This window comes from Microbacterium sp. NPDC089698 (genome assembly GCF_044749045.1).
GTDB lineage: Bacteria > Actinomycetota > Actinomycetes > Actinomycetales > Microbacteriaceae > Microbacterium.
This window is the reverse complement of sequence record NZ_JBIVHE010000001.1, coordinates 631,315-647,234: the sequence shown is the minus strand read 5'-3', so window position 1 is coordinate 647,234 and position 15,920 is coordinate 631,315. Positions and strand designations below refer to the sequence as shown.

The following is a 15,920-nucleotide window of genomic DNA, read 5'->3' as shown; positions in this document are numbered from 1 at the left end:
ACGCATCGCGGTTTGTTACCGAAACGAGATTATGTGGTCCCCTAGACTCGCAGTCATGCCCGCAGAAGAAGCCCAGGCCCCCACGGAGCCGCGGGCGAACGGCTACGCCGTCGGCCAGCGCACGCGCGCCAGGATCCAGGGCGCGGCGCTGCGCGAGTTCGCCGAGTACGGGTACCGCGGCTCGACCATGACGCGCATCGCCGAACGGGTGGGGATCTCCGAAGCGGGCCTTCGTCATCACTTCCGGTCGAAGGACGAGCTCCTCGTCGAGATCCTGCGCGATCGCGACCGTGCCTCGGACCGCAACTGGGAAGCCGCCGGCCGTCCCGTCGGGAAGGCGGATCTCGAGTACAACCGTCGCCTGCTCGAGCTCAACGTCACGGTGCCGGACCTCGCTCGCCTCTTCGCCGTGGTCGTCGGCGAGTCCGTGACCGTCGAGCATCCGGCCGCGGAATGGGCGCGCGAGCGCTATCGCACCCTCGGCGCGACCATGGCGTACAGCGTGCGCGGCGGGATCGAATCGGGCGAGTATCGCGCCGACATCGACGCCGACCAGATCGCGCGGCAGATCATCGCGGTCATGGACGGCCTGCAGACCCAGTGGCTCCTGGATCCCGAGCGCATCGACCTCGTCGCCGACTTCGAGGCGTACGTCGCCGGACTCATCCACAGCCTTCGCGTCGACGCGTCCTGACCGTGCCGCGGGGCGGCGTGCGCCGTCTCAGACGGTCGTGATCCGGCCGTGCTCGAGCCGGATCACGCGATCCGCCGCGGTGATCGCCTCCTCGTCGTGCGTCACGCAGGCGACGGCGGCGCCCCGGGCAGCCTCCTCGGCGAGGATCGAGCGCGTGCGCGCGCGGCTCTCGGCGTCGAGTCCCGCCGCAGGCTCGTCGAGCAGGAGGATCCGGGGGCGGCGGACGATGCCCTGTGCGAGAAGCGCGCGCTGGCGCTGACCCCCGGAGAGCTCGGACAGCAGGGAGCGCTCCCGGCCTGTCAGGCCGACCTGCTCGATCGCCGCCGCGACGTTCCGGCGGGCATCGTCGCGCGAGTATGGCCGCACCCGCGGGCCCCGCCTCCAGAGTCCCATCGACACGGCGTCGGCGACGGTCAGCGGGAGTGCGGGCGGCGCGTCGGGGCGCTGCACGACGAGGGTGGCGCGATCGGTGCGCCAGACCGTCCCGGCATGGGGGCGGAGCACGCCTGCGAGCAGTTCCACCAGCGTGGACTTCCCGGCGCCGTTCGGTCCGGCGATCGCGGTCACCTCTCCTGCCCGCAGTCGCAGCGAGAGGCCGTCGAGGACCGTCCTGCCGCCGTATCCGAAGCGGAGCGAGGTCGCGACGAGGGCGGATCCCGGGTCATTCATAGCCGACACTCTAGCAATTGATAATCATTCTCAATTGTGGCTAGGATCGGGACCCATGTCCTGGCTCACCGATCCCTTCAGCGCGGCCTTCTTCCTGCGCGCGCTCGCCGGCGGCGTGCTCGTCGCCGTCATCTGCGCGGTCGTGGGCACCTGGGTCGTGATCCGCGGAATGGCGTTCCTGGGGGAGGCTCTCGGGCACGGGATGCTCCCCGGCGTCGCGCTCGCCACCGTCCTCGGGATGCCGCCGATGGCTGGTGCGGCGGTGTCCGCGACGGCGATGGCGGGGGCGATCGGGATCCTGCAGCGGCGCGGTCGGCTGTCCTTCGACACGAGCATCGGTCTGCTCTTCGTCAGCATGCTCTCGGCCGGGGTCATCATCGTCTCCCACTCGCGAGCCTTCGCGACGGACGCGACAGCCATCCTCTTCGGCGACATCCTCGCGGTCGAGAGCGCCGACCTCGTCGTGCTCGCCGTCGCGCTGACCGTGACGCTCATCGTGGCCGCGGCGTTCCACCGCGCTTTCGTCGCCGCCGCCTTCGACCGGAGGATCGCGGCGACTCTCGGCCTGCATCCCGGGCTCTCGCACGTGGTGCTCGTCGGCCTCGTGACGCTCGCCGTCGTGTCGGCCTACCAGGCGGTGGGCACGCTCCTCGTGGTCGGACTCCTGCTCGCGCCCGCGGTCGCGGCGCGAGCCTGGGCTCCGCGGATCCCGGCGACGATGGTGCTCGCGGCGCTCCTGGGCGCTCTCGCCGTCGCTTCCGGCCTGCTCCTGTCGTGGCACGCGGGCGCGGCCGCCGGCGCCTCGATCGCCGGGGCCGCGGTGCTGATCGCGGCGTCGTCGGGGATCCTGCATGCCGTGATCCGGCCGCGTCGGGCCCCGTCCGCGGACCCGTCCGGCGCGGAGCTCGCCCCGATCGCCTTCGCTCCAGTCGAAGGCGAGGGCGCCGACGTGCTCCCGCCTCGCTCCGCCGCCTCGCGCGTCTGAACCTCCGACCGACCTGTCCTTGGAAAGGCCCCGATGCCCGCTCCTCGCCGCATCCCGACCCGCCACCGTGTCGCCACCGTGCTCGGCACGGTGATCCTCCTCCTCAGTGCTTCGGCCTGCTCCGGGCCGTCGCCCGCGGCCACCGCTCCACCGTCCTCTTCGGCGGGGCACGGCGCCATCGCCGGGGCGGAGGAGGTCGCTGAGCCGCCGCTGATGCTGCTCTCCGTGGACGAGCGCGGCGAGGTCGGGCTCGTCGACCTGCTCGACGGCACCTCGTCCACGGTCGGGCGCATCGGCGCGCCGCGCGGATTCGCGAGCGACGGGCGCTACGCGTTCGTCACGACCGACGCCGGGGTCGAGGTCGTGGACAGCGGCGCCTGGACCTGGGATCACGTCGACCACTTCCACTACTACCGCACGGCGCCCGCGATCCTCGGCGCGGTCCGGGGTGAAGGGGCGGCGGTCGTCGCCACCGGTCCGCTCTCGACCGCCGGATCCACAGGCATCTTCTTCGAGGCGTCCGGAGAGGCCGTGCTGCTCGACAACGAGGCGCTCTCGAAGGGGAGGATCGAGGAGTCGTTCCGGCTGCGGACCGGCGCCGCGCGCGGGATCGTGGCGCCCTGGGGGGAGGGTGCTGTCGTCGCCGTCGACGGCGTGCTCCGGTATCACGACAGGTCCGGGGACCCGTCCGGCGCCGAGGCCGCGTGCGTCGATCCGGCGGGGAGCATCACCACCCGCGCGGGGCTCGCGTTCGGCTGTGCGGACGGCGCCGTGCTCGTCACCGGCGACGGCGAGCCCGTCTTCGAGCGGATCCCCGTCGTCGACGGCGGATCCCGCCCGCTCGGTTTCGACGGACGCAAGGGGCGCCCGACCGTCGCCGGCGTGACCGGAGGCGACGATCTCATGCTGCTCGACACCAGGGAGCGCGCGTGGACGAGGTTCGCGACGGGCCGGGTGCTGGTCCGGGCGGTCGCCGTCGATGACGAAGCCGGTCACGTCGTGGGGTTGGACGAGGAGGGGCGGATCCGGGTCTACGCCGACGGTGCCGAGATCGCCGCGACCGCGCCCGTGGTGCTCGAGGACCCGCGCGCCGCGTCGCTCTGGGTCGACGCCCAGCGCGTCTACGTCGGTTCGCCGTCCGAGGGCGTCGTCCGGGAGATCGCGTACGCCGACGGCGCGCGCGTCGCCCGCGCGATCGAGACCCCGACCCGGCCCGTCTTCTTCGCGGAGGTGGGGCGATGATCCGCCGGATCCTCGCCGCTCTGACGGTTCTCGTCGCGTTCGGCACCGTGCTCGCCGGGTGCGCCGTCGCCGACGCCGGGTCGGGCCGGCCTCAGGTCGTCGTGACGACCAACATCCTCGGCGATGTGGTCTCCCGCCTCGCGGGGGAGGAGGCGGACGTGACAACGCTCATGAAGCCGAACGCCGATCCGCACTCCTTCGAGATCTCGGCTCAGCAGGCGGCGCGGCTCGCCGCGGCCGACCTGCTCGTCTCCAACGGACTCGGCCTCGAGGAAGGGCTGCAGCAGCACCTCGATCGCGCCGCGGAGGCCGGCGCGCGGATGTTCGTCGCCGGCGACCGCATCGACACGCTGCCCTATGCGGAAGGGGACGCTCGGGGCACACCGGATCCGCACTTCTGGACGGACCCGGCGAGGATGCGCGATGTCGTGGACGCGCTCGAACCCGCGCTCTCCGGGATCGACGGTGTCGACCGGGCGGCCATCAGGGCGAACGCCGACGCGTACCGCGAGGAGCTCGCCGCGCTGGATGCCGAGATGACGACGGCCTTCGCCGCGATACCGCCGGAGAAGCGCGCCCTCGTGACGAATCACCACGTGTTCGGCTATCTCGCCGACCGGTTCGGATTCCGCGTGATCGGCGCGGTGATCCCGGGCGGCACGACGCTCGCCGCCCCGAGCGCCGCGGACCTTCGCGACCTGGTCGCCGCGATCGAGGCCGCAGGGGTGCACACGCTCTTCGCCGAATCGTCCCAGCCCGATCGTCTGGTCCGTGTGCTCGCCGAGGAGGCCGCGCTCCGTGTCGACGTCGTCGAGCTCTACACCGAATCCCTCACGGCTCCGGGCGGGGGAGCCGACAGCTATCTCACGATGATGCGGGCCAACACGGCGCGCATCGCGCAGGGTCTCGGCGCATGAGGCCACTTCGAAGAAAAGGAAGAACGATGCAACGACACACGCGACGCTTCACGGCGGCGGCCGTCTTCGCGGGGATCGCGGTCCTCGCGACCGGGTGCGCGAGCACCGCGGCAGGGGGCGCAGCGCCCTCGACGGAGGCGGTGACGACGACGGAGAGGATCGCCGTAACCTACCCGAACGGGATCGCGGTGCTCGACGGCACCACGCTCGAGACCGTGAAGGAGTTCGAGACGGAGAAGTTCACGCGGGTCAATCCCTTCGGCGACGGACGCACGATCGCCGTGACCACCTCGCAGGGCTTCCAGATGCTGGACACGGCGAAGCCCGCGCTGACAGACCTCACCATCCCGGCCACCACGGCGGGCCACGTCGTGGCGCATGGCGGCAAGACCCTGCTCTACGACGACGGGACGGGCGGAACGACGATCCTGGACACGGGCGCGTTCGCCGGCGGCTACGCCTCGGCGCCGACCGGCGACCGGCACAAGGCCGCGAGCGCCCACCACGGCGTCTCGATCGCGCTCAAGGACGGCACGCTGCTGACGACCGTCGGAGACAAGACCGCGCGGACCGGCGCCGAGGCGCTGCGGGCGAAGGATGGGGGCTGGGAGCAGACCGCCGTGAATGCGCAGTGCCCCGGGATCCACGGCGAGGGGACGGCCCAGGGGGATGCGGCCGTCTTCGGCTGCGAGGACGGCGCGCTGCTCTACAAGGACGGTGCTTTCACGAAGTTCGCCGCCCCCGCAGCGTACGGACGGATGGGCAACGCCTTCGTCTCGCCCACGAGCCCGATCGTCGTCGGCGACTATAAGAAGGATCGCGACGCCGAGGGATACCTGCTCAACGCCGTGACCCTGATCGACACCGCGGCGAGCACCTACCGCGTCGTCGACCTTCCGGCCGCCGTGCAGTACACCTTCCGCGACGTGGCGCGAGGGCCCGGTGACTTCGCGTACATCCTCGCGACCGACGGGTCGATCCACGTGCTGGATCCGTCGTCCGGCGAGATCACGCGCTCGTTCCCGGTCGTCGAGCCGTGGAAGGGTCCGGTCGAGTGGCAGGATCCGCACCCGGCGATCAAGATCCGCGGCGACATCGCCTACGTGACGGAGCCCGCGGCGAACAGCGTGCACGTGGTCGATCTCGCTTCCGGCAAGATCCTCACCACCGCTCGGCTGAAGCACACGCCCAACGAGATCGCGGTCGCGTCCGACTGAGGTCCTGAATACGATGCCGTGCCCGCCCTTCTCCGGGCGGGCACGGCATCGTGTTCGGAGGGTGCGACTCAGGCGCTCCGGTCGTCCGCGGTCCTCCAGGCGGGGAACGGATCTGCAAAACCGGTCCACGCGGTGGGGCCGGCCGCGATCTCCGTGTCGTCGAGGGCCGCCGCGTCGAGCGCCGCGGTGAGCGAGGGGCGGTCGAGGTCGATGCCGATGAAGGCCAGGTCCTGCCCGAGAGCGAGAAGCTCCTCGTCGTCGTGCAGCTCGGCGTCCTCGGCGACGGGATCCAGGGAGATCACCCGCCCGACGTGCAGCCACTGGGCGACGATGCCGGGGCGGGTGGCGAAGCGGCAGAAGCCGGCGGAGCGGATCACCCGCCCGAAATCGCCCGCCTCGATCCGGTCGAGCAGGTGTCGGAGCCTGTCTGGGTGCAGGGGCCGAGGCTGCTCGTAGCGCAGCGTGCTCACCCGCAGATCGGTCATGTGCGGGTCGAACTCCTCGTTGAGCACGCACATCCATCCGGCGCGGTCCTGCCCGGCGCGGTAAGGCTCGCGGAGCTCGACGTGCTCCGCGGCCTCGTGCTGCAGCCGCAGCTGCGCGCGCGGGCTCAGGTGGCTGACGAGCGCCATCGTCACGGCGAGATCCGCGGTCGGCAGCGGCATCCAGTTGACCAGGACGATCGTCGAGGCGTACTCGAGCTGGGTCACGGTGAGCTCCGCGCGCGCGGTCAAGGGCGTAGCGGGGTCGCCGACCGTGTCGCCGCGCAGCGGGACGTAATCGTCCCGGTGCAGATCCTCGAGCAGGTGGGCGGCGTCCACGACGCACACCAGGCCGAGAAGTCCGGTGTGCCGGGGATCCTCGGCGAAGGCTCCGATCAGCTCGGTCACCGGGATCCCCTCGGGCACGTCCACCACGGTGCCGCGCGTCCGGCGCGTCCAGGTCGTCAGGACCATCGCCTCGTCCGCGGGGCTCGGCGACCCAGCCGCGGAAGATGCCGAGATGAACGCCCTGTCCGTCTGGGCGGCCAACCGGCGGGCGAAGCCGATCCGCTCCGGCCCGCAGGATTCGACGACGGCGATGACACCCTCTATGTCCACGTGTTGCTCCTTCTTCGCGAAAGCCCGTATCATCCGTAATGATAATCATTATCGATAAGGAGTGCTCATGAAGGTTCGCGCATCGATCAAGTCGTTGAAGAAGCAGCCCGGCGCGCAGGTGGTGCGCCGCCGAGGCCGCGTCTACGTGATCAACAAGCTCAACCCCCGGTTCAAAGGACGTCAAGGCTGACCCCGCACCCGCCCCGAGACCGGCACGACGAGCCCCCGGAGACACGATGTTCGACAACAGCACACAGGCCCGCGCTGAGCGGCTCCATCGCTTCGAGACGGGGGCGGGGTTCCTCGCCGCACTCGATCAGAGCGGCGGAAGCACACCCCAGGCGCTGAGCGCCTACGGGATCGGCCCGGACGACTACGCCGATGAGGCGGAGATGTTCGAGCTGATCCACGCCGCACGGTCGCGGGTCATCGCCAGCCGTGCGTTCACCGGCGACCGGATCCTCGGGGCGATCCTGTTCGGCGGCACGCTCGATCGCCGTGTCGAGGGGCTCGACGTGGTCGATCACCTGTGGAACGCGAAGGGCGTCCTGACGTTCCTCAAGATCGACGTCGGACTGGACGAGGTGCGGGACGGCGTGCGGCCGATGCGGGAGATCCCGGGGCTGGACGCGACCCTCGCCGACGCCGCAGCGCGCGGAGTGTTCGGCACGAAGGAGCGCTCCTTCATCCTCGCGGCGGACCCGGTGGGCATCGAGACGGCGGTGACGCAGCAGATCCGGATCGCCGAGCATGTGCTCGCGGCCGGGCTCGTGCCGATCCTCGAGCCCGAGATCGACATCAGTGCTCCCGACAAGACCGAGGCGGAGGAGCAGCTGAAGGAAGCCCTGCTGCGCGGGCTCGACAGGCTCTCCGTGCCCGGCCGCGTCGCGGTCAAGGTCACCCTCCCGACGATCGACGGCTTCTACGCCGACCTGATGGCGCATCCCCGAGTCGCCCGTGTCGCCGCGCTGTCCGGAGGCTACCGCCGGGACGACGCGAACGCGCGCCTCTCCCGCAACCCCGGGATGATCGCCAGTTTCAGCCGCGCCCTGCTCGACGGTCTCGGCGCCAAGCAGACCGACGAGGAATTCGATGCGACCCTCGACGCGTCGATCGCATCGATCCACCGGGCATCGATCGCATGACGGCGAGCACCAGGGAGCAGGATCCTGTCGTCCTCGACGCGCTCGTGATCGGCGCCGGCCCGGCGGGCATCGGCACCGCGCTCGCGCTTTCCGCGGTGGAGGGTCTGACGTTCGGGGTGCTCGAGCGCGGCGGAGTGGGGCAGACGTTCCTGGAGTGGCCCGAGGCGCAGACGTTCCTCACGCCGTCGTTCACCGGCAACGGGTTCGGTGCGACGGACCTCAATGCGGTCCACCCGGAGACGTCGCCGGCGTTCAGCCTGGGCGTCGACTACCCGACCGGGGTTCAATACGCGGCCTATCTGCGGGGCGTCGCGAAGCACTTCCGGATCCCGGTGCTGACCGACGCCGAGGTCACCGCTGTGGAGCGGGTGGACGGCGGCTTCGAGGTGCGAAGTGCGAGGGGGCCGGCCCGGACGCGTTCGCTCGTGTGGGCCGGAGGGGAGTTCCACGCGCCGCGGAACCCGCGCATCCCCGGGAGCGGTCTTGCGGACCTCGCCCGCGCGCCGCAGGCGTGGATGCGGCGCAGCGGGGACGTCGTCGTGATCGGCGGTTACGAGTCGGGTATCGACATCGCCTGTCATCACATCGAGCAGGGGGCTCGGGTCACGGTCGTCGATGGGGCGACGCCGTGGGATGCGGGCAGCGGATCGGATCCGTCCTTCCGCCTCGCGCCGCGCTCCCGGGTGAGACTGGCGGCGGCGCGGGCCACGGGACGGCTCTCGCTTGTCGGCAGCAGGGCCACCGGCATCGTGCGGGACGGCGAGGACTGGGCGGTGCGGATCGACGACGGGTCCCGCCTGCGCTGCTCCTCCCGCCCGATTGCGGCGGCGGGGTACGGTCCGGGCCTCGGGCCGGTCGCGCAGCTGTTCGCCGAGCGTCCGGACGGGTGGCCGGAGCTCGACGAGGACGACCAGTCGACCATCGCCCCCGGTCTGTTCCTGTCCGGACCGGCGATCCGGCACGGCGGATTGAAGTTCTGCTTCGTCTACAAGTTCCGTCAGCGCTTCGCCCACATCGCGAGGATCATCGGCGAACGTGCGGGGAAGGATGTCGGCGCGCTCGAGGCCTGGCGGGCGGCGGGCATGCTCACCGACGACCTGTCCTGCTGCGGCGTGGAGTGCGCGTGCTGAACGCCCTGACGCGTCCGGGGGCGGCGGCGGGTCTGTTCCTCGTCGCGATCCTGGGCGGGAGTTCACTGGGGGTTCTCCTTCCCGGCACTGCCGCGGGGCTCGGATCCGTCGCGGATCCGCTGATCGCCCTGCTCGTCGCGGCTCTCTTCTTCGGGTTGCCGGGGCGGGCGCCGGGGGCGCGGCGCGCGGCGCCGAAGACCGCTCTCGTCGCCGTCGGGATCAACTTCCTGCTGGTCCCGCTCCTCGCCGTCGCCCTGGCGTCCCTGCTGCCCGATGCTGGGGTGCGGCTCGGCGTGCTGCTCTACTGCCTCGCACCGTGCACCGACTGGTTCCTCGGGTTCACGCGCCTCGCGGACGGTGACACCGCGACGGGCGCTGCGCTCATCCCGGTGCAGCTGACGCTCCAGCTCGCGCTCTACCCGCTGTGGCTGGGCTGGTTCGCCGGCGAGAGCGTCGCGTCCGTGGCGGCGATCCCCGCGCTGTGGAGCGGATTCGTGCTTCCCTGCGGGATCGGCCTCGGGGCGCGCTTTCTGCTCCTCAGGGCTCTGTCCGCGCCGCGAGCGGCGGCCTGCGAGGCGGTCGTGGATCGGGCGGTGCCCTGGATCATCGCCGGGGTGATCTTCGTGATCTTCGCCGGCAACGTCCGCGTCGTCCTGGGGGCGCCGACTTCGCTCTTCGGGGTGCTGGGCGTGGTCTTCCTGTTCTTCTGTATCGTCTTCGCCCTGGATCACGGTGTCGCGCGCGCCTTCGGGGTGACCAGGCCCGAGCGGGTGCTGCTGACCATGACGACCTCAGCCCGGAACGCGCCGCTCATGCTCGCGCTGACGACGATCGCGCTGCCGGACGCGCCGCTCGTGCATGCCGCGATCGTGTTGGGGATGCTGGTCGAGTTCCCGCACCTCGCCGCGCTCGCCGCTCTGCTGGGCCCTGCGCACCGGGGTGCGCGCGGTCTGCGTGGGCGCGGTCTGGGTGCGCGCGGTCGGGATAGGCGCCGCCGGGGCGGGCGCCGTCGGAGCGGGCGCCGTCGGGTCGGGGAGCGGCTCGGGGTGCTCGCACCGGGGGAGTAGCCGCGTCGTTCGGGGCGCATCTCGTCGTTTTGGGGCGCGTCTCGCCGGGGTCCGCAGGCGTGGCGCGCCCCAAAACGAGTGGGCGCGCCCCAACGTCAGGGAAGGTCAGGGTGCCCCAAAGTCGGGGACGGTCGGGTCGCGGGAAGCTCGGGGTGCTCGCACCGGGGGAGTAGCCGCGTCGTTTGGGGCGCATCTCGTCGTTTTGGGGCGCGTCCCGCCGGGTTCCGCAGGCGTGGCGCGCCCCAAAACGAGAGGGCGCGCCCCAAAAACCGGGGAGTGCGCCCACACTCGGGAAGCGGGCCTGAGCGCGCGGCTACTCGCTGAGGCGGCGGTGCCGGCGGAGCCTTCGCAGGCCGGCCGGATCCGGGCGCTCGCCGGAAGCCTCGGCGATCGCGTGCAGGCGGGCGTGAGCCTCGGACGGATCCAGGTGCATGCCGATCGCGACGAGCTCGCCGATCTCGGGCGGATCCGACAGAGGCTGCACGTGCACCGAGGCGCCGACGACGTTCACCAGGTAGCCGTGCTCGCCCTTCGCGCCGCGCACGCGCACCCTCCCCTTGATGCGGTACGCGCCGGGAGGCGGATCCTCCAGCAGGTCGACGAGCGCTCCCGGCGGGACGGGACCCGCGAGCGCGACCGACACCGCCTCCGCATGCGCGTGATCGTGCTCGCCCGCGTCCTCCCTGAGCAGCCGCGCCAGCGGCAGCTCATCCACCGGATCCTCCGCGCTCGCGGTGTCGAAGACGAGAGCGGGGTCGATCCGCCCGTTCTCCGCCTCGACGAGATGCACCGCGGGGTTGCGCAGGCGCACGCGCTCCCGGATCCTCGCGACCGTGTCCGCGCGCTCGTCGTCGGGGAGCAGGTCGGCCTTGCCGAGGACCACGAGCGTCGCTGCGCCGTAGCGGGCGGGAGGTGCGGGATGCGTGTCGACCGTGCGGAAGTGCTCGTAGGCGTCGACGACCTCGACGATGCCGCCCGGGCGCACGCGCTCGGCGCCGCTGAAGCGGATCACCCGGGCGAGCGCCCCCGGCTCGGCGACGCCGCTGGCCTCGATGAGGATGGCGTCGAGGCGCAGCCGCGGATGCGAGAGCCGTTCCAGCGCGTCGTCGAGCCCGCCGGTGTCAGGGAGACAGCACAGGCAGCCGCCGGAGATCCCGGCCGCCTCGTCGATCTGACCGCTCACCAGCGTCGCATCCACATTGATGCTGCCGAAGTCGTTCACGACCACGCCGAGACGTGCGCCCGGCGCGCGCAGGAGGTGGTTCAGCAGGGTGGTCTTCCCCGCGCCGAGGAATCCGGTGATCGCGATGACGGGGATACGGCGGGAAGGCGCGGAGCCTGCGGGATCGTGCTGTGCCGTCATGAGGATCCTCGCCCGCCCGTTCCCTGTTGCGATCGTGGGATCCAGTCTATTGAGAACCTCTATCAATAGTGGCCCTCTGGGCAGGATGTCGCGAGACGGGTGCGTCACCGGGTGTTCCGGTCGGCGACGCACCCGCCCTGCGGCCTACTCGCCGGCCGGGTTGGCCGGCTCCAGCACCGAGAAGAACCCGCCCTGCGGGTCGTGCAGCACGGCGACCCGGCCGACCGTGGGGATGTCGAACGGTGCGACGATCACGGACGCGCCCAGGGACTCCGCCTTCGCCGCCGCGCCCTCGGCGCTTTCGACGGCGAAGTAGACGTGCCAGTGGTTCGCGGTCCCCGGCATGGGAGGACGGGTGGCGCCGCCGACATCGTTCCCGTCCACGCGGAGGATCGTGTACTCGCCGTCGCCCATCTGCGTCGTGACGGCGTCGATGCCCAGCACGTTCTTGTAGAAGGGCAGCGCGGCGTCGAGGCCCGTCGTGATGAGCTCGTTCCAGACGGGGGCTCCTGGCTCGTTGACGCGCCGGGAACCGATGTGCCCCTCCGCCTGCCAGAGTCCCGCATCGGGACCCGAGGGGTCGGCGATCCACGCCATCCGCCCCGCGCCGGGGATGTCGAAGGCGGGGAGCACGACCATGCCGCCGGCATCCGCGGTCGCTGCGACGACGTCGTCGACCCGATCGGTCGCGAGGTAGGTGTTCCAGCGGGCCGGGGCGTCGGCGGGAGTGCTCTCCGGGTTGTGACCGCCGATCGCCGCGACGGGGAGTCCTCGAAGGCTCGCCATCCAGTACTCGCCGTCGTCGCCCATGGCGTTCTCGAAGGCCCACTCGAAGAGGGCGCCGTAGAACGCGCGCGACGCGTCGACGTCGGGAGACTGCAGGTCGACCCAGTTCGGGGTGCCGGGTGCGTACGAGGTCCGTTCAACCATGGGACTGTCCTTTCTGGACCCGGTGGGATGCTGCGGATCGCGGCGGGCGCCGCGGGAAGCGGGTCACGACCGGAGAGACGCCGCAGCCCCGCGATCATGACGTGCCGGTCCGCGCGGATCGTCCGGAAACCGGACTCCGATCCGCAGCGCCCGACGCATGACGATCCGAGATGGATTTCGCGTCATGGAACCGTCGATCCTGCGTCTCTCTACCAGCAGGAGTTCTATGGGAGAGCTCCTCACCCTGGGGAACACATCTGGAGCGCTACACGTGTCACGCCTGCAGGACTTGACGAAGTCCGTCGACACCTCATCCGATACCGAACTCGTCGACCGCACGCGAGGAGGAGATGCTGCCGCGTACGCGGAGCTCTGGCATCGGCACTACCGTGCCGGCCTCGCCGTCGCGCGCTCGTTCACCGGCACCTTCGACCCCGACGATCTGGTGTCGGAGGCCTTCACGAAGATCTACCGGACGATCTCCCGCGGCGGCGGGCCGACCGCCGGCTTCCGTCCCTATCTCTTCACCGCGATCCGCAACACCGCCTCCAGCTGGGGGCGCGGATCCCGCGAGATCCCGATGGAGTACGCCGAGACGGTCCCCGATGTCCGCTTCACCGAGGAGACCCAGCTCACCGCGCTCAACGGATCGCTGGCGGCACAGGCGTTCCGCACGCTGCCCTCGCAGTGGCAGGAAGTGCTGTGGTACACCGAGGTCGAGGGCATGCCGCCGCGCGATGTGGCACCCCTGATGGGCATGAGACCGAATGCCGTGGCGGCTCTGGCCTACCGGGCGCGGGAAGGTCTGCGCGCCTCCTGGATCCAGGTGCATCTCGCCTCGCTGCCCGCGGAGTCCGACTGCCGGTGGACGATCGAGCACCTCGGCGCGAGCTTCCGGAAGAGGCTGACGACGCCGAACCAGCGTCGCGTCGACGACCACCTCGAGACGTGCCCCACGTGCCCCCTCGTCGCGGAGGAGGCCGACGAGGCGAACCGGCACATCGGCTTCGTCCTGCTGCCGCTCGCCGCCGGTGTCGGCGGCGCGGCCGCGTACACCGCGTGGATGGCGACCTCCGGAGGAGCATCCGCCTCCGCGGCGGAAGGGGTGCTCGCCGGGGCGGCGGCGCTGTCGCCGTCCGCGCCGATCCTGTCCGCGTCCGCATCCACGGGCGTGGCGCTCAAGGTCTCGGCGCTGGTCCTCGCCGGTGCCGTCGCAGCGTCGATGGCGGTGACGATGGTCGGGGCTCTCACCCCCGACGCCGAGCCGCCTACGATCGCCATGAGCCTGCCGACGGCGGTTCCGCCGTCACCGCGGACGGGCGTCGTCGCGCCGGTCCCGGCCGGCCCCATCGCCGGTGCGCCCCTGCCTGCGGTGCCTTCGCCCGCGGCGCCGCAGACCGATCTCCGCCTCCCGGCCTTGCCCACCGCCCCCGTGACTGCGGCGCGATCGACCGGCCCGGTGGCGCCGTCACCGTCGACCACCGCCCCCGCGGTGCCTGCTCCGTCTGCGGCGGCGCCGGTCGCCGCGGATCCCCTCTCCCTGCCGGTCGCGGCGGCCGCAGCGCCGGCTCCGTCCCTTGCGGCGCCGGTGATCGTCTCGCCGCGCAAGGGGATGGCGCCATCGGATCTGATCCTCGTGCACGGAACCGCGGATCCGAACGTCGCGATCGCGGTGCAGTTCGTCGCCGCCGCCGGCCAGGTCGTCGCCCGGGCCGCCGATTCCGCGAACCCCTCGGGGATGTGGACCACGCCCCTGAAGATCACCGGCGTCCCCGACGGCCAGTACACGCTGTCCGTGATCGCGTCCCAGGGGCTCCTGGCCAGCCGGCCGGCCTCGGTGCCGATCACGGTCGGCCGCGCACTGCCCGCCGTCGTGCTGACCGCGATCGACGGCGGCGGACGGCTCTTCCCGGTCCTCACCGGAACGGGCACTCCCGGCGCGACGGTCCATGCCGCCGTGGGATCCGCGGACACGACGGCGCCGGTCGACCGGCAGGGCTCCTGGACGATGACCGTGGCCGACGGGCTGACCGCCGGGGACGACAGCATCAGCCTGACCCAGGTCCTGGCGGGGGAGACGTCGTCCGCGCTCCTCGTCGACGCGCCGCTGCACGCTCCCGGCCTCGCCCTTGCGGACGCCGCCCGCGGGGTGGTCGTCACGGGCGACGCGGGTGCGGGCGTCGAGGCGCGCACCGATGGCGGAGCGTGGACGCCGGCCGTCCTCGACGCGACGGGCCGGCTCACCGTGCCGGTCGACGCGGGAGCCGCCGCGACGGTGGACGTCCGCTACGCGCTGGCCGGCCGGTACGGAGTCACCAGCACGATCATCGTCCCCTGATCCGAGGGCGGCACCCCTCGGAGCGCGTTCGACCCGGCTGCCCTGATCTCGGTCAGCGGGCCGCCGCGGCGAGGGGTCGGGACTGTTCCGGCTGTCGGCGGCGCACGCTGCGGACGCAGCCGCCCCACCACAGGTAGAGCCCGATGAGGGCGAGGCCGGTGAGGTAGAACACGAGCCACCACGGGAAGGGGACCGCGACCGGAGCGCTCTCGGCCGCCTTGGCGGCCGCAGCGGGCGTGGGAAGGATGCGCTCGCCGGTGACGAGGATCCGGTGGGAGTTGATGCCCAGGGGCGTGCACGTGATCAGGGTGACGAGATCGCGGTCCTGCTGCGGGTGCAGTGACGCGGTGTCGGACGGTTCGACGACCCGGGTGTCGAAGACCCGGTAGGTGAGCACACGGCCGAACGTGGTGATCGTGAAGGTGTCGCCGGGCTGGATCCGGTCGAGATCGGTGAACATCGTCGCCTCGGCCAGGCCCCTGTGGCCGGTGATGACGGACAGCGTCCCCTTGCCGCCGACGGGGAGCGAGGTCCCCTCGAGGTGCCCGGCGCCGCGGAGCAGGGTCGCGTCGCTCGTGCCGTGGTAGACGGGCAGATCGACGCCGATCTTCGGGATCTGGATGCGGGACATGATCCCGGTCGGCGCCGTGAGCAGGTTGTCGTAGTCCCCGATGGTTCCGGAAGGAGTTCCCGAGCCGACGGGCTTGCGCGTGTTCGCCTCGACCTCGACGCCGGAGGAGAGGGTCGCGTTGTAGCGATCGGCTGCGGCGAGCTGCTCGGCGGCGGTGGGCTCCGTGTGGTTGACCGATTCCTGGTAGCCCGTGACCACCTGCGCCTGGTTGACGGAGGACACCCAGCTCGCGGCGCTCGAGTAGGTGAGGGTCGTGGCGCCGATGAGGGCGACGAGCGCGGTGACGATCAGCAGGCCGTTCGGCTTCCAGCGGCGCAGCCGGCGCATCCGAGGGCGCCGTGCGGGGACCGTGGGTGCTGATATCACGGGATCGCTCCTGATCGAGGTTCATGGAAGGGGGCGGGTGGTCGCGTATCTGGGGGACGGCGACCACCCGCCCGCGGGAGAGGCGGGCCGACGGCGAGAGTGGGAAAGCCGTAGACCCGCGTGGGG

The 15,920-nt window shown here is 71.8% G+C and carries 15 protein-coding genes; 10 read left to right on the top strand and 5 right to left on the bottom strand.

Translation table 11 applies throughout. The features are described from left to right. The first annotated feature begins 55 nt into the window (after positions 1–55). Positions 56–694, top strand: a complete 639-nt coding sequence (locus ACIPY5_RS03110) for a TetR/AcrR family transcriptional regulator (protein ID WP_400966552.1) — start codon at positions 56–58, stop codon at positions 692–694. Positions 695–721: 27 nt separating this feature from the next. Here the strand turns inward: ACIPY5_RS03110 and aztA are convergent, their stop codons facing one another. Continuing rightward, on the bottom strand, positions 722–1,363 hold the full coding sequence (gene aztA / locus ACIPY5_RS03105) for a zinc ABC transporter ATP-binding protein AztA (protein ID WP_400966549.1): 642 nt from the start codon (positions 1,361–1,363) through the stop codon (positions 722–724). Between the two features lie 55 nt (positions 1,364–1,418). On the opposite strand from aztA, the gene aztB reads away from it, so the two are divergent. From aztB to aztD, 4 genes are read left to right on the top strand one after another with little or no spacing between them, the layout of a single operon-like run. Next, positions 1,419–2,348, top strand: a complete 930-nt coding sequence (gene aztB, locus ACIPY5_RS03100) for a zinc ABC transporter permease AztB (RefSeq protein ID WP_400966546.1) — start codon at positions 1,419–1,421, stop codon at positions 2,346–2,348. Between the two features lie 33 nt (positions 2,349–2,381). Then, positions 2,382–3,590: an ABC transporter gene (locus tag ACIPY5_RS03095; RefSeq protein WP_400966543.1), complete on the top strand. Its 1,209-nt coding sequence runs from the start codon at positions 2,382–2,384 to the stop codon at positions 3,588–3,590. Beyond that, on the top strand, positions 3,587–4,507 hold the full coding sequence (gene aztC / locus ACIPY5_RS03090) for a zinc ABC transporter substrate-binding protein AztC (protein ID WP_400966540.1): 921 nt from the start codon (positions 3,587–3,589) through the stop codon (positions 4,505–4,507). Before ACIPY5_RS03095 ends, aztC begins: the two co-directional genes overlap by 4 nt. Positions 4,508–4,533: 26 nt before the next feature. Further along, positions 4,534–5,724, top strand: coding sequence for a zinc metallochaperone AztD (gene aztD, locus ACIPY5_RS03085; RefSeq protein WP_400966537.1), 1,191 nt, complete (start codon positions 4,534–4,536; stop codon positions 5,722–5,724). Between the two features lie 68 nt (positions 5,725–5,792). On the opposite strand, the gene ACIPY5_RS03080 is transcribed toward aztD, so the two are convergent. Next, positions 5,793–6,824, bottom strand: a complete 1,032-nt coding sequence (locus tag ACIPY5_RS03080) for a GTP-binding protein (protein WP_400966535.1) — start codon at positions 6,822–6,824, stop codon at positions 5,793–5,795. Positions 6,825–6,891: 67 nt separating this feature from the next. On the opposite strand from ACIPY5_RS03080, the gene ykgO reads away from it, so the two are divergent. Genes ykgO through ACIPY5_RS03060 form a run of 4 tightly spaced genes read left to right on the top strand, consistent with a single transcriptional unit; the run spans position 6,892 to position 10,166 of the window. Beyond that, positions 6,892–7,014: a type B 50S ribosomal protein L36 gene (gene ykgO / locus ACIPY5_RS03075; RefSeq protein WP_166322676.1), complete on the top strand. Its 123-nt coding sequence runs from the start codon at positions 6,892–6,894 to the stop codon at positions 7,012–7,014. A gap of 46 nt (positions 7,015–7,060) precedes the next feature. After that, complete coding sequence (locus tag ACIPY5_RS03070; RefSeq protein ID WP_400966531.1) at positions 7,061–7,969, top strand: fructose bisphosphate aldolase; 909 nt, start codon at positions 7,061–7,063, stop codon at positions 7,967–7,969. Continuing rightward, complete coding sequence (locus ACIPY5_RS03065) at positions 7,966–9,099, top strand: NAD(P)/FAD-dependent oxidoreductase (protein ID WP_400966529.1); 1,134 nt, start codon at positions 7,966–7,968, stop codon at positions 9,097–9,099. Before ACIPY5_RS03070 ends, ACIPY5_RS03065 begins: the two co-directional genes overlap by 4 nt. Then, positions 9,093–10,166 carry an arsenic resistance protein gene (locus ACIPY5_RS03060; protein ID WP_400966526.1) on the top strand — a complete coding sequence of 358 codons (1,074 nt, stop codon included), beginning with the start codon at positions 9,093–9,095 and terminating at the stop codon, positions 10,164–10,166. Before ACIPY5_RS03065 ends, ACIPY5_RS03060 begins: the two co-directional genes overlap by 7 nt. A 313-nt stretch (positions 10,167–10,479) precedes the next feature. Here the strand turns inward: ACIPY5_RS03060 and ACIPY5_RS03055 are convergent, their stop codons facing one another. Together ACIPY5_RS03055 and ACIPY5_RS03050 are read right to left on the bottom strand one after the other, a co-directional pair. Further along, positions 10,480–11,529, bottom strand: a complete 1,050-nt coding sequence (locus ACIPY5_RS03055; protein WP_400966523.1) for a CobW family GTP-binding protein — start codon at positions 11,527–11,529, stop codon at positions 10,480–10,482. A 144-nt stretch (positions 11,530–11,673) separates the two neighbouring features. After that, a complete protein-coding gene (locus tag ACIPY5_RS03050) occupies positions 11,674–12,459 on the bottom strand; it encodes a VOC family protein (RefSeq protein ID WP_400966520.1) in 786 nt (261 codons plus the stop codon). A 289-nt stretch (positions 12,460–12,748) separates the two neighbouring features. On the opposite strand from ACIPY5_RS03050, the gene ACIPY5_RS03045 reads away from it, so the two are divergent. Continuing rightward, a complete protein-coding gene (locus tag ACIPY5_RS03045; protein ID WP_400966517.1) occupies positions 12,749–14,797 on the top strand; it encodes a sigma-70 family RNA polymerase sigma factor in 2,049 nt (682 codons plus the stop codon). Positions 14,798–14,849: 52 nt separating this feature from the next. Here ACIPY5_RS03045 and ACIPY5_RS03040 read toward each other — a convergent pair whose 3' ends face one another. Further along, positions 14,850–15,794, bottom strand: a complete 945-nt coding sequence (locus ACIPY5_RS03040) for a class C sortase (protein WP_400966515.1) — start codon at positions 15,792–15,794, stop codon at positions 14,850–14,852. Between the last annotated feature and the right edge of the window lie 126 nt (positions 15,795–15,920).

What these genes read in the sequence shown, in the direction of transcription:
- ACIPY5_RS03065 (WP_400966529.1), top strand. Translation starts at nt 7,966, where the DNA reads ATGACGGCGAGCACCAGGGAGCAGGATCCTGTCGTCCTCGACGCGCTC.
- ykgO (WP_166322676.1), top strand. Translation starts at nt 6,892, where the DNA reads ATGAAGGTTCGCGCATCGATCAAGTCGTTGAAGAAGCAGCCCGGCGCG.
- aztD (WP_400966537.1), top strand. Translation starts at nt 4,534, where the DNA reads ATGCAACGACACACGCGACGCTTCACGGCGGCGGCCGTCTTCGCGGGG.
- ACIPY5_RS03055 (WP_400966523.1), bottom strand. Translation starts at nt 11,529, where the DNA reads ATGACGGCACAGCACGATCCCGCAGGCTCCGCGCCTTCCCGCCGTATC.
- aztC (WP_400966540.1), top strand. Translation starts at nt 3,587, where the DNA reads ATGATCCGCCGGATCCTCGCCGCTCTGACGGTTCTCGTCGCGTTCGGC.
- aztA (WP_400966549.1), bottom strand. Translation starts at nt 1,363, where the DNA reads ATGAATGACCCGGGATCCGCCCTCGTCGCGACCTCGCTCCGCTTCGGA.
- ACIPY5_RS03095 (WP_400966543.1), top strand. Translation starts at nt 2,382, where the DNA reads ATGCCCGCTCCTCGCCGCATCCCGACCCGCCACCGTGTCGCCACCGTG.
- ACIPY5_RS03110 (WP_400966552.1), top strand. Translation starts at nt 56, where the DNA reads ATGCCCGCAGAAGAAGCCCAGGCCCCCACGGAGCCGCGGGCGAACGGC.
- ACIPY5_RS03050 (WP_400966520.1), bottom strand. Translation starts at nt 12,459, where the DNA reads ATGGTTGAACGGACCTCGTACGCACCCGGCACCCCGAACTGGGTCGAC.
- aztB (WP_400966546.1), top strand. Translation starts at nt 1,419, where the DNA reads ATGTCCTGGCTCACCGATCCCTTCAGCGCGGCCTTCTTCCTGCGCGCG.
- ACIPY5_RS03070 (WP_400966531.1), top strand. Translation starts at nt 7,061, where the DNA reads ATGTTCGACAACAGCACACAGGCCCGCGCTGAGCGGCTCCATCGCTTC.